Origin of the sequence: Xanthobacter autotrophicus ATCC 700552 (assembly GCF_043194565.1) — a bacterium.
GTDB lineage: Bacteria > Pseudomonadota > Alphaproteobacteria > Rhizobiales > Xanthobacteraceae > Xanthobacter > Xanthobacter autotrophicus_F.
The window spans coordinates 25,664-39,006 of sequence record NZ_JBAFVS010000009.1; the positions used below are offsets into that span (position 1 = coordinate 25,664).

At 66.9% G+C, this 13,343-nt stretch carries 12 protein-coding genes; 4 read left to right on the forward strand and 8 right to left on the reverse strand.

The window, feature by feature from the left end:
- Positions 1–4: 4 nt before the first annotated feature.
- The 5 genes from V5F48_RS11575 to V5F48_RS11595 form a co-directional block, all read right to left on the reverse strand.
- Positions 5–1,687: an APC family permease gene (locus V5F48_RS11575; RefSeq protein WP_394258842.1), complete on the reverse strand. Its 1,683-nt coding sequence runs from the start codon at positions 1,685–1,687 to the stop codon at positions 5–7.
- Between the two features lie 232 nt (positions 1,688–1,919).
- Positions 1,920–4,238 (reverse strand): DUF1989 domain-containing protein, encoded by a 2,319-nt coding sequence (locus tag V5F48_RS11580; RefSeq protein WP_394258843.1) that lies wholly within the window; start codon positions 4,236–4,238, stop codon positions 1,920–1,922.
- A 13-nt stretch (positions 4,239–4,251) separates the two neighbouring features.
- Positions 4,252–4,764 (reverse strand): flavin reductase family protein, encoded by a 513-nt coding sequence (locus V5F48_RS11585; RefSeq protein WP_394107806.1) that lies wholly within the window; start codon positions 4,762–4,764, stop codon positions 4,252–4,254.
- Between the two features lie 137 nt (positions 4,765–4,901).
- A complete protein-coding gene (locus V5F48_RS11590; protein ID WP_394258844.1) occupies positions 4,902–6,305 on the reverse strand; it encodes an acyl-CoA dehydrogenase family protein in 1,404 nt (467 codons plus the stop codon).
- Between the two features lie 82 nt (positions 6,306–6,387).
- The gene (locus tag V5F48_RS11595; protein ID WP_394258845.1) at positions 6,388–6,705 is read right to left on the reverse strand and encodes a hypothetical protein; all 318 of its coding nucleotides are present in this window, start codon (positions 6,703–6,705) and stop codon (positions 6,388–6,390) included.
- Between V5F48_RS11595 and V5F48_RS11600 the strand changes: the two genes are divergently transcribed.
- A complete protein-coding gene (locus tag V5F48_RS11600; RefSeq protein ID WP_394258846.1) occupies positions 6,689–7,819 on the forward strand; it encodes an aminomethyltransferase family protein in 1,131 nt (376 codons plus the stop codon). The two genes, V5F48_RS11595 and V5F48_RS11600, sit on opposite strands and share 17 nt — an antisense overlap.
- Positions 7,820–7,865: 46 nt before the next feature.
- Here V5F48_RS11600 and V5F48_RS11605 read toward each other — a convergent pair whose 3' ends face one another.
- Positions 7,866–8,807: a ring-cleaving dioxygenase gene (locus tag V5F48_RS11605; protein ID WP_394107803.1), complete on the reverse strand. Its 942-nt coding sequence runs from the start codon at positions 8,805–8,807 to the stop codon at positions 7,866–7,868.
- Positions 8,808–9,178: 371 nt separating this feature from the next.
- Between V5F48_RS11605 and V5F48_RS11610 the strand changes: the two genes are divergently transcribed.
- The 3 genes from V5F48_RS11610 to queD all read left to right on the forward strand — a co-directional run bounded on the left by V5F48_RS11610 (position 9,179) and on the right by queD (position 11,433).
- A complete protein-coding gene (locus V5F48_RS11610) occupies positions 9,179–10,345 on the forward strand; it encodes an alpha/beta hydrolase (RefSeq protein ID WP_394258847.1) in 1,167 nt (388 codons plus the stop codon).
- A gap of 66 nt (positions 10,346–10,411) precedes the next feature.
- Positions 10,412–11,047 carry a 7-carboxy-7-deazaguanine synthase gene (gene queE / locus V5F48_RS11615; RefSeq protein ID WP_394258848.1) on the forward strand — a complete coding sequence of 212 codons (636 nt, stop codon included), beginning with the start codon at positions 10,412–10,414 and terminating at the stop codon, positions 11,045–11,047.
- Positions 11,044–11,433, forward strand: coding sequence for a 6-carboxytetrahydropterin synthase QueD (queD, locus tag V5F48_RS11620; protein ID WP_394258849.1), 390 nt, complete (start codon positions 11,044–11,046; stop codon positions 11,431–11,433). Before queE ends, queD begins: the two co-directional genes overlap by 4 nt.
- 115 nt (positions 11,434–11,548) lie before the next feature.
- Here queD and V5F48_RS11625 read toward each other — a convergent pair whose 3' ends face one another.
- Positions 11,549–12,100 (reverse strand): NADPH-dependent FMN reductase, encoded by a 552-nt coding sequence (locus V5F48_RS11625; RefSeq protein WP_394258850.1) that lies wholly within the window; start codon positions 12,098–12,100, stop codon positions 11,549–11,551.
- 92 nt (positions 12,101–12,192) lie between these two features.
- Positions 12,193–13,341: a DUF1513 domain-containing protein gene (locus V5F48_RS11630; protein ID WP_394258851.1), complete on the reverse strand. Its 1,149-nt coding sequence runs from the start codon at positions 13,339–13,341 to the stop codon at positions 12,193–12,195.
- Positions 13,342–13,343: the final 2 nt, after the last annotated feature.

Sequence of the window (13,343 nt, forward strand, 5' to 3'; positions counted from 1 at the left end):
CCGCTCAATAGACCGCAAGCATGCGTGCCACGATGACCACCACGGCCCCCAGTGCGAGGGCGAGATAGGGCAGCATGCCCGCCCGCGTGCCGGCGCCGGTTTCGGCCTTCAGGTGCATGTCCTCCATCATGGCGGCGGGGAACCGGCCCTTGTCCGTCACATAATGGCGGAACAGGAAGACCGGGATGATGGCGGCCGAGACCACGAGCCCCGTCACCAGCGTGCCCGCGCCCCAGATGTCCGCGCCCATGCCGAGCAGGAATAGGTTCACGAAGGCGAGCACCGTGCCCATGCCGATGAGCCAGGTGGGCGCCTTGAAAGGGCGGTCCCAGTTCGGGCGGTCGATGCGGTGCATCCAGGCGGCGTTGAGGTTGAGGAAGTTGAACAGGATGTAGCAGACGTTGGAGATGGCAAGGATGAACACGTAGTCCGACATCATCAGCAGGATGAGGTTGAAGCAAAGGTCGGTCCACATGGCCCTGGTGGGCGCGCCATTCTCGTTGACGTGGCTGAGATACTTGGGCAGCCAGCCGTCGACGGACGCCTGGTAGAGGGTGCGCGAGGAGCCCGCCATGGAGGTGATGATGGCGAGCATCAGCGCCAGGATCAGCATCACCACGATCACGTTGTGGACGATGGGGCCGCCCTTGATCATGTCCGCCATGGCGTTGGCGACGCCCATGCCGGAATAGATATCGGCCGACAGGATGCCGTCATAGACCGCCGGCGTCGTCACGGTGCCGGAAGCGTCCATCACCGCCGGCGTCACCAATTGGCCGAGGCCGAGCACGCCCTGGAACGAGATGGGCACGATGGTGAAGACGAAGATGCACAGCAGGCCGGAATAGAGGATGGCCTTGAAGGTGTCGGTCTTGGGATCGCGGAACTCGCGGGTGTAGCAGACCGCCGTCTCGAAGCCGTAGGTGGACCAGGCGGCGATGAACAGGCCACCCGCCATGAGGGTGATGCCGGCCATGTTCCAGGACCCGGCGATCACCTTGCCCGCCTCGTCCTTGGCCAGCGGCGCGAACGGGCCGAGATTGGCCGCCAGCACGTCGCCGGTGATGAGCGGCACGAGGCCGATGAGCACCAGCGGCAGCAGCGCCACCACGCCCAGGACCACCTGCACCTTGGCGGTCTGGCTGATGCCGCGATGCTGGATGGCGAAGGCGACGAAGAGCAGCGCGGCGCCGAGGAAGAAGGTGGCGTTGAGGCGCAGGGCGAGGCCGCTTTTCAGCCAGCCGAGGTCCACCAGGGTGAGCTGCCAGGTATTGATGGCGGCATCCGCAGGGAACAGGATGGACAGCACATAGCCCGCCGCCAGCCCCGAGCCGATGGACAGCACTGGCGACCAGGCCAGCCAGTTGCACCACACCGAGAAGGGCGCGAGCAGCTTGCCGTAGCGCACCCAGGCAATGGCGCCATAGACCGAGGCGCCGCCCGACTTGTGCGGGAACAGGCCGGCAATCTCCGCATAGGAGAACGCCTGGATGAAGCCGAAGACGATGGACAGGATCCACACGAACCAGGCCGGCGCGCCCACCGTGGCGCCGATGGCGCCGATGGAGAAGAGCACGAGCGCGGGCACTCCGCTCGCGATCCAGAACGCGCCGGTCCAGCTGATCTTGCGTTGAAGCGTGCCGGTCTCAGGCGGGGCGGCGGCCCCGGTGGTTGCTGCGATACTCATGTGGTTCCCCTCATTTTTATGTGAGGGAGTTTCCAGAGAAGAAAAAAATTTGTCAATGACATATGGATCTAATGCAAGGTTAGATATGGATTATATTTTAGACATGACTGTGATTGATTTTTAATCAATCGAACATTACGCTAACACAAACACCTCCAGGCGACATTTCGTCTGGAGGTGTTCTGGTAAATACATAAATCGAGCAGCCGGAAGCTGCCGGAGTCCGCGCTGCTCAGGCGCGGACGCGGGCTTTCTGCGGGTCAAAATGCGGGAAGGGCACGATTTCGGCGCCGATGCGCTTGCGCAGGCCGTCCAGCTTGCCGATCTCCACCTGCGTTCCCGTGGCGGCATGGGCCACATCCATGCGCGCCAGCGCAATCTGTGCCTTCAGGATGGGCGAATGGGTGGCGCTGGTGACGACGCCCACCTGCGCCCGGCCCATGTAGAGCGGGTCGCCGTGGCCGACCGCGTCGTTGCCCTCGATTCTCAGCCCCACCATCTTGCGGGCCGGGCTGGCCTTGCGCCGCATGAGCGCCACCTTGCCCACGAAATCCTCCTCCTTCTCCGCCACCGCGAATCCGATGCCGGCCTCGAACGGGTCGGTCTGGTCGCAAAAATCATATCCCGCGAACACCAGCCCGGCCTCGATGCGCAGCATGTCGAGGGCGCTAAGGCCCAGCGGCTTCATGCCCTTCGGGGCGCCCGCCGCCCACACCGCGTCGAACACCGCGCCGGCGTCCTTGGGGTGGCACCAGATCTCGTAGCCGAGTTCCCCCGTATAGCCGGTGCGCGAGACCACCAGCGCCGGCCCCATGGGTCCGCCGAGGCGGGCCACGGCGAAGCGGAACCATTTCAGCTCGGTGATGGCGGGCTGCGTCGGGCTGGTCCAGATCACTTCGGCGAGGATCTCGCGGGAGAGCGGCCCCTGGACCGCGATATTGTGCAACTGGTCCGTGGATGACCGCACGAAAGCGTTCAGCCCCCACTCGTGCGCCTTGTCGCGCAGCCAGGTTCCGGTGAACTCCTCCCCGCACACCACCCGGAAATTGGACGGCGCGAGGCGGAAGACGGTGGCATCGTCGATCATGCCGCCATGGTCGTAGGTGAGCGCCGTATAGACCACCTGTCCCACCGCCAGCTTGCGCATGTCGCGGGTCACCGTGCGCTGGAGCAGCAGCTCCGCGTCCGGCCCGGTCACCTCGAACTTGCGCAGGGGGGAGAGATCCATCACCGCCGCCTTCTCGCGGCAGGCCCAGTATTCCGCGATGGGGCCTTCGCCGGTGAAGCAGGTGGCGAGCCAGAAGCCGCGATACTCCACGAAGCTGCGGGTCTTCTGCGCCAGGCGCGGATGAAAGGCGCTTTCGCGCGTCAGGCGCGGCTCGGCTGCGGCAGTCATGCGGAAGGCGGTCCCCCTGGAGAAGGTCTCGGTGGCGTCGTAGACGCGCACATGGATGTCGGTGGGCACCCAGCCATTGGCCGGATCGATGTCGTCGGCGCAGGACGAGGTGGCGCAGACGAGGTCGGTGAGCGCCTTCAACAGCACATAGTCGCCGGGCCGCGACCAGGGCTCGTCCATGGTGAGCGCGTTGGTGTGGTCCACAGCTGTATTGTAGAAGAAATTGATGGCCGGCCAGCCGGCGCGCGGGCGGATGCCGTGGGGCTGAAGCACCGCATTGAAATTATCCGAGCAATTGGCGTGGCCCGGATAGCCCATGTCTTCGTAATATTTCGCCGAGCAGGCCAGAGCGAAGGTGTCGTGCCGCCCCACCGTGTCGCGGATCACCTCCACCAGCGGGATCTGGCGCTCGTCATAATATTTCGAGTGTAGCCCCGGCCCCGGATAGGCCGCGCCCATGAGGGTGCGGGTGGTGGTGGCGTCGAGGCCGCATTCTTCGCCCCGTTCCAGCGCCGCCGCGTCGAAGGCGAGGAAGTCCGAGCACTGGCGCCCGTCCACGTCGATGATCTGGATATAATCGCCGGCCTTCACCCGGAAGGCGCGGGCCTGCGCGGCCGGTATCCTGAGGTCGAGCTTCGGCTCGGCGAGAGGCTCCGGCAAGGGGTGCTCGTTGCCGCGGGCGCGGGTGACGGTGACTTCGATGTCCGTGGGCGCGTCCTGCCCATCGGGCGCCATGGGGCCGCCGGGCGCGGCCACCACGACCAGGAGATCGCGGCGGGCCGTGAGCGTGACCCGCGTCTGCGCCGGATGCCCGCCCGCCAGCGCTTCGTGCCCGGTCACGGCCTCCGGCGCGATGCCCCGCTTTGCAAGCGCATGCGCGACCTGCGCGCTCCCCTCTCCCCCCACATCCAGCACATGCGCGAGCCGCGCCTCGGCCGGGCCTTCCAGGCCGAGCGCCGCGCCATCCGCCTGTCCTTCACCGTCGATGGCGAAGGCGAGGGCCGGCTGGAGACCTTCCCCGTCGCGGATCGTGATAGCGTCGCCGGTGCCGAGCATGATCACGGCCGCGCCACCGCCGCGCACCACCACGCACTCGCGGGGGCGGGTGGCGGCAGCGCTGCGCGAGCGGCCGGGCGGGAGGAGGGAGGCGTCCATACAGCCCTCTGGCTCAGCTGTCTTGCATGAGGTTCGCTAGCAGCCGATAGCTGCCGCGGTAATAGAGCAGGGGATCGCCCTCGCCCTCGGCATGCATGTGCACCACGCGACCGACGAAGATCACATGATCGCCGCCGTCATAATGGGCATAGGGCACGCATTCGAACACGGCGTGGGCCGGCACGAGGCGCGGTGCCCCCGAGGGGCCGACTTCCCACGGCGTGCCTGAGAACTTGTCCTCGCCGGCGCGGGCGAAGCGGTTGGAGATGTCCTGCTGGTTCTCCAGCAGGATGTTGACCGAATAGGCCTTCGCCCTTTCCAGCCGCTCCAGGGAATGGAGCGAGCGCGCCATGCAGAACAGGATCAGCGGCGGATCCAGCGACACGGCGGAAAAGGAATTCACGGTGACGCCCATGGGCCCTTCGGAATCCTTCGCCATCACCACGGCGATGCCGGTGGCGAAGCGGCCGAGAGCGTTGCGCAATTCGCGCGGATCGAGACGGGCGTCGAGATCAATGGTGGTCATCGAACGGGACTCTCTGAAATGGGTCACTCTGCCCATGATAATCCCTCTTGATGGCGGGCGCGCGGAGGGAGCCGGCGGCGATGCCGCGGAATGGGGGAGGGCCGGCGCGCGGCCCTCCCGGTTGCAAAACGCCTCGTTCACGCCACCTTGGCGGGCTGGAGTTCGGCGAGAAGCTTTTCGGCCAGCGCGCGTTTCTCGGCTTCGTCCATCTTCTTGATCTCGTTGTTCAGCACCCGCTCGTTGATGGACTTGTTCCAGTAGTCCAGCGAGCCGAAGCCGAGCAGGGAGGCCTTGCCGACGAACTGGCGCAGCACTTCGTTGGTGGGACCCATCACCCAGCCGGCCTTGCCGTCGCGCAGGTAGCGCTCGATCTGCAGCGCCGGACGGAAGCCGGTGCCGCCGGTGGCGTGGAGCATCTTGTCCACCACATGGGCCACGTTCTTCGCTGCCTCGAACTTCACCTGCCACAGCCAGTGCAGCAAAGCGGAGCGGGGCAGGGCGTCCACATCGGCGTGGATGGACCAGTCACAATTGTTGGTCACGCTGTCGAGCGCCTGCGCCATCTGGAAGTCCAGCGCCCGGCAGGCGTTGGTGTCCATGATCGCCTCGCCCACATAATCCTGGATGGTGGGATAGTCGGCGACGCGGAGCCCTACGTCATTGTGGGTCTTGCGGGTGGTGTGGCGCTTGGCGATGTCGATGACCGCCAGCGAAATGCCGTTCCAGCAGGCCGACGAGCAGGTGAGGAAGAACGGGTCCACCACCTCGTCATTGGATTTCGCGCCGTCGCCGATGGGGCCGACCAGGGCATCCTTCGGCAGGATAGCGTTCTCCACCACGATGGGGCCGGACTGGTTGCCGCGCAGGCCCAGGCCATCCCATTCGGAGGGGTTGGCCTTCACCTCGTCCTTGGTGACGAGGAAGCAGGACAGGTCCGAATAGTCGCCGGCAAAGCCCGGGCTGGTGGTCTGCACGATGTACCAGTCGGCAAAGCCGCCGGAGGTGGTCCAGGAGGCTTTCTTCGTCACCTTCCAGCCGTCGCCATAGGCCTCGGCCTTGGATGAGATGGGATACCAGAAATGGGAGCCGGTCTCGGGGTCGGAATAGGAGAGCGTGCCGATGAGCACGTCCTGATCCAGCCGCTTGAGGATGTCGGTAAGGATGGGGTTGTCGTGGTGGCGCAGCAGCGCCGCCGCCGTGGCGCCCAGATGCATAGTGTAGCACATGGCGGTGGAGGGGCAGCCGTAGCGGGCGATGGTCTCCACCACCATGGCGGCGCAGAGGTGATTTTCGCCCAGCCCGCCCAGGTCCTTCGGCACGTTCAGCGACAGCAGGCCGAGGGAGGCGAGGGCTTCGAAATTCTTGCGGGGGTAGACGTAGTTGGCGTCGCTTTCCACGGCGTTGGCGCGCAAGGTGCTCTCGCATAGGGCGATGAGCTTCTTCTGCAGCTCCTTCTGCGCCGGCGTGAGCAGCCATTGGGGGTCCCATTCGAACCCGAGACCCCAAAACTCTTCCTTGCCCCACATTTTGACATCGGACATGATTTCAAGCTCCGCCTGGGCCGGCGCCCAGACTGGGCCGTCCCGCAGTTGCGATCCTCGCGAAGGCGGCGATCTGTTCCCCTCAGTGAACTTTTTTGACGCCGTAGAAACACTGTGCCGATGATTGCGGCTTGTGCAAGCCCATTCGGTGGGCGTTGTTGTGCTCAATTTTCGAACGGAATGGGCGCCATCGAGTAGCCATGCGCCTTAGCCCTGCCTTGATATTGCACATCAGGCAGAAATAATTTCTTCTCAGGAAAATCAATTGACACTGAAGTGTCGTGCCGCACAGGATGCGCCCCGTCGCGGCGGCGGGCGGCGCATCGCACCCCGTCGCCTGCCCATTCAGTGCTGTCCGACAGCTGAAAAGAGAGAGGGACGGGATGACGAGCGCACCCATCTGGCGCCAATCGATCCTCAACGCGCGTCACCGAGAGCTGGGGTCGAAGCTCGAGGAAACGTGGAACGACATGGCGATTCCCCAGCACTACGCCACCGATCCCTATGAGGAGACGGAGGCGGTGCGCACGCGGGCGGGGCTGTTCGACGTGTCCGCCCTCAAGATCATCAACGTGGGCGGCAAGGACGCCCTGGCCTTCCTGAACCGGCTGGTCACGGCGGACATCGCCAAGGTCCCGGCCGGCCGCTCCATGATCGCCTCCATCGTGGGCGATGACGGCGGACTGATCGACGACGTGCTGATCTATGTGGATGGCGACGGCGTCTTCCGCCTGTCCCACGGCGGCGGCGCGCTGGAAGAGGCGCTGCCCCTCGTCGCCGCGGGCTTCGAGGTCGCCTTCTCCCGCGACAACGACGTGCATATCCTGTCGCTGCAGGGACCCAAGGCCCTCGACATCCTCGCGCCCCACACCCCCATGGACCTGAAAGGCCTGCCCTATTTCGGGCATGGCAAGACCACGCTTTTCGGCGTGCCGGTGTCGCTTGCGCGCGGCGGCTATTCGGCCGAGCGGGGCTATGAGGTGTTCTGTGCCGCCAAGGACGCCATCGCCCTGTGGGACCAGATCCTGGAGGCGGGCAAGCCCCATGGCGCCATGCCGGTGTCGTGGGATTGCCTGGACATCGTGCGGGTGGAAGGCGCTTTGCTGTTCTTCCCCTTCGACATGCCCCACGCGGACACCACCCCGTTCGAGGTGCTGATGGACTGGTCGGTGGACCTCTCCAAGCCGGACTTCCGCGGCAAGGCGGCGCTCGTCGCCCGCAAGGGCACCGAGCGCACCCACCAGGCGGGGCTGGAAGTGCTCGCCGCCAAGGCCATCGTCCCCGGCGCGAAGATCTTCAAGGACGGGGCCGAAGTGGGCGTGGTGAATTCCACCACCTACAGCCGCCACCTCATGAAGTCGCTCGCCCTCGTCTCGCTGCGGCCGGACGTGACCGCGCTCGGCACGGCGGTGACGGTGGTGGATGGCGCGGAGAGCTTTGAGGCCAATGTGGTCCGCACGCCCTTCTACGATCCCATGCGCCTGCGCACCAATCCGCTGGACGAGCGGGGCTGAATCGGAAGGGGCCGGCGGAACCGGCCCCTTCCTTTGCATCGTCGGTTCAGAGCGGCTTCAGCCCGGCCTCGATGGCGGCCCGCCGGCCTTCGAGGAAGGGCGGCAGCGCCAGCTTTTCGCCGAGATGGGCGGCGTCCTCGTCCGCGGCGAAGCCCGGCCCGTCGGTGGCCAGCTCGAACAGGATGCCGTTGGGCTCGCGGAAGTAGAGCGAGCGGAAATAGAAGCGGTCCACCTTGCCGCTGTTGGGAATGCGCAAGTCCTTCAACCGCCGCGCCCATTCCTCATATTCATCGAAGGTGGTGACGCGGAACGCCACATGGTGCACCGCGCCGGCGCCCTGCACGGCGGGGGCAAGGCCCGGCTCCACCTTCACATGGACCTCGGCGGCGGGGCCGCCTTCTCCCATCTCGAACACATGGATGGCGCGGCCTTCTTCGCTGGCATAGGTGCGCACCTCGCGCATCCCCATCACCTCGTTCAGCACCACGGCGGTGGGGGCGAGATCCGGCACCGACAGCACGATGGGGCCAAGGCCGCGGATCTGGTGCGCCGCCGGCACCGGGCTCTTGGCCCAGGGCACGCCGGGACCGCGCCCGCCATCCACGATCAGGCCGAGGCGCTGGCCTTCCCGGTCCTCGAAGGGCAGCATGTCGCGGCCGTCGCGGGTCTCGATGCCGCTATGGTCGACGCCGGAATCGGCGAGGCGGCCGGCCCAGTAGTCCAGCGCCGCGTCGTCGCGCACCCGCAGGAAAGTGCGCACCGCCGCATGGGTACCGCGCTGCTCGCGGGGCACAGGCCAGTCGAAAAAGGTGAGATCCGTGCCGGGGCTGGCTTCGCCGTCGGCATAGAACAGGTGATAGGCCGAGGTGTCGTCCTGGTTCACCGTCTTCTTCACGAGGCGCATGCCCAGCGTCTGGGTATAGAAGCGGTGGTTGTAGGGCGCATCCGCCGAGACGGCGGTGACGTGGTGAAGACCGGTGAGTTCCATAAGGGTGTCTCCGGGGAGGGCATGCCTCCGGTGGTGGCGTTGGCTCGGAGATAGGGCTGCCGCGGCCCTTAAGCGAGACTCGAAGTCGCAAAGCAGATTTGCTGAACTGCAAGCGATGGGGCTCGAATTGGGGTATCGAGTGTGCTGCAACGCACGATGTCTTTAAGGCCGGTCCCAGCTGACTTTGCGGCACTCCCCAACTTAATACCTCCCGCAAAGCTGGCGTTCAGCATTGGCCGCAAATTACCGCGCATCCAGCGCTTTGCTGTGCCATGAAGGCATCTTATGCGGGTGCGCGCGGAGGGGACGACGTGCAGGTTTTCGAGCGGGCGAGGCCGGAGTCCGGCACAGGGAGGCCGGGACTGGCGGGTATGCGGCGCGCCGGGATGCGCCTTGCCGCCACGGCTTTGTGCCTCACGCTGCTCGCCGGCTGCTCCGACCGTCCCGGCCCCGAGGCGCTGACGCCCACTGCCGCCAAGGCGCCCGGCGCTCGGGAGCATGTGATCCTCGTCGCCTCGACCCGTGAACGCGATCCCCGTCCCGGCGTCATCTTCAACGGCGAACGCTCCACCGCCCTCAGTTTCGCGAAAGTGGATCTCTCGGTTCCGCCTGCCCACAAGGCGGGCGAGATCGAATGGCCGAAAAAGGGCGTCGGCGACCCCGCCACCGACATGGTGGTGCACGAGGCCCTCTATCGCGATACCGAGCAGGACTTCCTGCGCGACATGAAAAGCGAGCTGGCCCGCCGCCCCGCGGGGCAGAAGAAGGTGTTCATCTTCGTCCACGGCTACAACACGCAGTTCTCCGAGGCGCTCTATCGCCTTGCCCAGATGGCGCATGACGCCGACGCGCCCGCCGTGCCGGTGCTGTTCACCTGGGCCTCGCGGGCGACCACCGAGGCCTATGTCTACGACAACAACAGCGCCACCGCCGCCCGCGACAACCTGGAAGAGACCATCCGCCTCGCCTTCGGCAGCGGCGCGGACGAGGTGAGCATCATGGCTCATTCCATGGGCAATTGGGTGACGGTGGAGGCCCTGCGGCAGATCCGGATTTCCGGCAAGGGCCTGCCGCAGAACAAGATCGGCAACATCATCCTCGCCGCCCCGGATATCGACGTGGACGTGTTCAAGAGCCAGCTGAAGCGCTTCGGGAAGCCGGCGAAGCCCTTCGTCGTCATCGTCTCGCGCGACGACAAGGCGCTGGGCTTCTCCGAATTCATCGCCGGCAAGAAGCAGCGGCTCGGTGAATATTCCGACGACGCGGAACTGGTGGAGCTTGGCGCGGTCGTGGTCGACATGACCGACGTGAAGGCCCTTGACAGCTTCAACCATGGCAAGTTCGCCCAGCTTGCGGAAATGGCGCCGCAACTGCGCGGCTCGGTGCTGCGCGGGGAGACGCCCGGCGATGCCGCGGGGGCGTCCCACGGTGCCCTGCAGGGCATGCGCATCAGTGGCCTCGATCGCCTGCGCCAGCCGGCGCAACAGGCTGCCGCAGCTGACGTGGCTGCCCCCGCTCCGGCCCCCGCCGCGCAATAAGCGCGGGCCTGCCGGGCGCTGCGGCGGCTTCCCCCCCGCGCGCCTTCGGTCTAAAGGCATCGGCCCATGGCCTATGCTGTCAAAGAAATGTTTCTCACCCTTCAGGGCGAGGGCGCCCAGGCGGGGCGCGCGGCGGTGTTCTGCCGGTTCGCAGGCTGCAACCTGTGGTCCGGCCGGGAGGACGACCGCGCGGACGCCCAATGCCGCTTCTGCGACACCGACTTCATCGGGATGGACGGGGAGGGCGGCGGGCGCTTCGCCGACGCGGCAGAGCTGGCCGCCGCCATCACCCGCACCTGGGGCGCCGGCGCGCCCGATCGCCGCTTCGTCGTCTTCACCGGAGGCGAGCCGCTGCTCCAGCTCGATGCCGCGTTGGTGGACGCGGTCCACGCCCATGGCTTCGAGATCGCGGTGGAAACCAACGGCACGGTAGAGGCGCCGCACGGGATCGACTGGATCTGCATGAGCCCCAAGGCCGGCACTGGCCTCAAGCTCAAGCGCGGCCATGAGCTCAAGCTCGTCTTCCCGCAGGCCGGCCTCCCCCCCGAGGACGTGTCGGGGCTCGATTTCACCCATTTCTTCCTTCAGCCCATGGACGGGCCGGATCGCCTGCGCAATACCGAGGCGGCGGTGGCCTATTGCCTCTCGCATCCGCGCTGGCGGCTGTCCCTCCAGACCCACAAGATGATTGGTATTCCATGAGTTCGAGCGCCACCCCGGTGCCGCGGCGCGCGCGCATCACCCAGGGCTTCACCTTCGAGGCCGCCCATTTCCTGCCCCATGTGCCGGAAAGCCATCGCTGCCGGCGCATGCACGGCCATTCCTACCGCGTGGACCTGACGCTGGAAGGGCCGGTGGACGCGGTGACGGGCTTCGTGGTGGATTTCTTCGACGTGGAGGCCGCTTTCGGGCCGCTGCTGAAGCAGCTCGACCATTACTGCCTCAATGAGGTGGAGGGGCTGGAAAATCCCACCGCCGAGATCATCGCCGCCTGGATCTGGGAGCGGGTGAAGCCGCTCCTGCCGTTGCTGTCCTGCGTGCGGGTCTACGAGACGCCATTTTCCTTCGCGGAATTCGACGGCAACTGACCCGCTCCAGAGCGTTTTCCGCTCGCCTTGGCTCACGGCAACCGCTCTGGACTCTTGTGTTGACGCGTTTTCTTCACGCGAACCGGTGTCCACTTCGCTCGAAAACGCTCCAGGATCAGGCCGCCGCCTGCGCCTTCTTCACGAAGCCCTGGAAGGCGGCGAGCTGCTTGCCCACGAAATCCCGGGTGCCCGGATCGGTGAGCACGCCGTCGGTGATCTTGGTGTGGGCCTGCGCCACCATCACCTCGGGCGCGTTCATCACGTGGGCGTCCACCGCCACCAGCACCTGCCGCAGGTGATACTGCGCCCGCGCGCCGCCCATGGAGCCGGGCGAGGCGGACATGATGAGGGTGGGCTTGCCCTTCAGCGGCTGGGTTTTCAGGCGGGACAGCCAGTCCAGCGCGTTCTTCAGCCCGCCGGGGACCGAGTAATTGTATTCCGGCGTCACGATGATGAGGGCATCGGCCGCCTTCACCCGGTCGCCCACGGCGCTCACCTGGCCGGGAAAGCCGGCGGTCTCGATGTCTCCGTCATAAAGCGGCATGTCCGCCACCGAGGGCAGCAGCGCGATTTTCACCCCCTCTGGGGCGAGATCGGCGAGGGCGCGGGCGAGCGCCGCGTTGAGGGAGCCTTTGCGCACACTGCCCACCAGGACGACCCAGGTCATGGCTTGCCTCTTCTTTTCCTTGTCCGCCCGCGGCGGAGTCGGAAGATACAACGGTGAGGCTCGCGTTTGAGTTTCACGGTGGCGCTGAAGAATCAGCCGATCCGCACCAGGTGATTGTCGAAGCGCGGCCCCCCGGTGCGTCGTGCCGCGATGCCGACGCCCTCGGGTCCCGCCGAAACGAGGATCACCTCGCCATAGCCGGAGGCGGCGACGAAGCTGCCCGCTTCCCGCCCCGCCGCGAGGCCGCAGCCATCCGTGAGAGTGACGGCCCCCACGAATCGACCATCCGCCTGCCAGACGGCCACGCGATTGCCGCGCGGCGAGGCGCAGGCCACGTAGCGACCGGAAGGGTCAAAGGCCACCGAGCCCACATAGCCGCGCAGCGCCCGCCATTCCGCATCCGGTGCGTCGAAGGCCGAGAGCGCGCCGTCGGCGGCGATGCGGAACAGGAGAGGTCGCGCCTCGCCGTCCTTCAGCAGGTCCTGCGCGGCGACCACCGTGCCGCCCCTCCCGTCACGGGCGAGGTGGCGCAGGGAGAGGCTGGCCAGGTCCTGCGAGAGCCGGCCCTCGCCGCGCACGGCGCCCGAGGCGGGGTCGAGGAGGCAGACGCTCGAGCCGGTCACCTCCGCGTCGCGGGCTTCCGGCGTGTTGGGCTCGATACCCCCGTTGGCAACCACGAGGGCCGCGCCCGACTGCATCAAATCGTGCGGACCATCGCCGCCGCTCGGCCATTCGCTGACGATGGCGAAGCCGCCGTCCACGGAACGCACAGCCACCACGCCCCGCCCCATCACATGGGCGCCCTCGCCCGGGCGCTCGATCTCGTTGGTAAGCAAGAGCCGGCCGTCCGCCGTGAAACGTGCGTGGCCGGAGAACACCCGGCCCGCGCCGGGCGCGAGGGTGGCGACGATGCTTCCGTTCTGGCCGTCCTTGCGCCGGTCGAAGACCAGGGCGATCTGCCCCGGCCGCCGGCCCACCGCCACGGCGAGCGGACCCGTCGGGCTTGCTTCGATGCCATGCAGGCGCGTGGCGGATTGCGCTTCGGTCGTGGCGGCGAAGGTGGTGTCGAGGCCTACGGCGCCGAAGCCCTCGCCCATGCCCGCCGTCGCCAGCCAGCCCTCGGCGAGGGGATCGGCCCCAAGGGTGGCCGCGCTTAGCGGAGAGGACGCGAGCAGCGTTGCCGCGCCGAGGAGAAAGTGCCGCCGGCCCATCAGCCCGGCGTGGTCGAGACCCAGAGGCATGC

Excerpts from the sequence above, each read along its gene's own strand:
- V5F48_RS11575 (WP_394258842.1), bottom strand. The coding sequence starts at position 1,687 with ATGAGTATCGCAGCAACCACCGGGGCCGCCGCCCCGCCTGAGACCGGC.
- V5F48_RS11625 (WP_394258850.1), bottom strand. The coding sequence starts at position 12,100 with ATGACCTGGGTCGTCCTGGTGGGCAGTGTGCGCAAAGGCTCCCTCAAC.
- V5F48_RS11610 (WP_394258847.1), top strand. The coding sequence starts at position 9,179 with ATGCGGCGCGCCGGGATGCGCCTTGCCGCCACGGCTTTGTGCCTCACG.
- V5F48_RS11630 (WP_394258851.1), bottom strand. The coding sequence starts at position 13,341 with ATGCCTCTGGGTCTCGACCACGCCGGGCTGATGGGCCGGCGGCACTTT.
- V5F48_RS11605 (WP_394107803.1), bottom strand. The coding sequence starts at position 8,807 with ATGGAACTCACCGGTCTTCACCACGTCACCGCCGTCTCGGCGGATGCG.
- V5F48_RS11600 (WP_394258846.1), top strand. The coding sequence starts at position 6,689 with ATGACGAGCGCACCCATCTGGCGCCAATCGATCCTCAACGCGCGTCAC.
- queD (WP_394258849.1), top strand. The coding sequence starts at position 11,044 with ATGAGTTCGAGCGCCACCCCGGTGCCGCGGCGCGCGCGCATCACCCAG.
- V5F48_RS11590 (WP_394258844.1), bottom strand. The coding sequence starts at position 6,305 with ATGTCCGATGTCAAAATGTGGGGCAAGGAAGAGTTTTGGGGTCTCGGG.
- V5F48_RS11585 (WP_394107806.1), bottom strand. The coding sequence starts at position 4,764 with ATGACCACCATTGATCTCGACGCCCGTCTCGATCCGCGCGAATTGCGC.
- V5F48_RS11595 (WP_394258845.1), bottom strand. The coding sequence starts at position 6,705 with ATGGGTGCGCTCGTCATCCCGTCCCTCTCTCTTTTCAGCTGTCGGACA.
- V5F48_RS11580 (WP_394258843.1), bottom strand. The coding sequence starts at position 4,238 with ATGGACGCCTCCCTCCTCCCGCCCGGCCGCTCGCGCAGCGCTGCCGCC.
- queE (WP_394258848.1), top strand. The coding sequence starts at position 10,412 with ATGGCCTATGCTGTCAAAGAAATGTTTCTCACCCTTCAGGGCGAGGGC.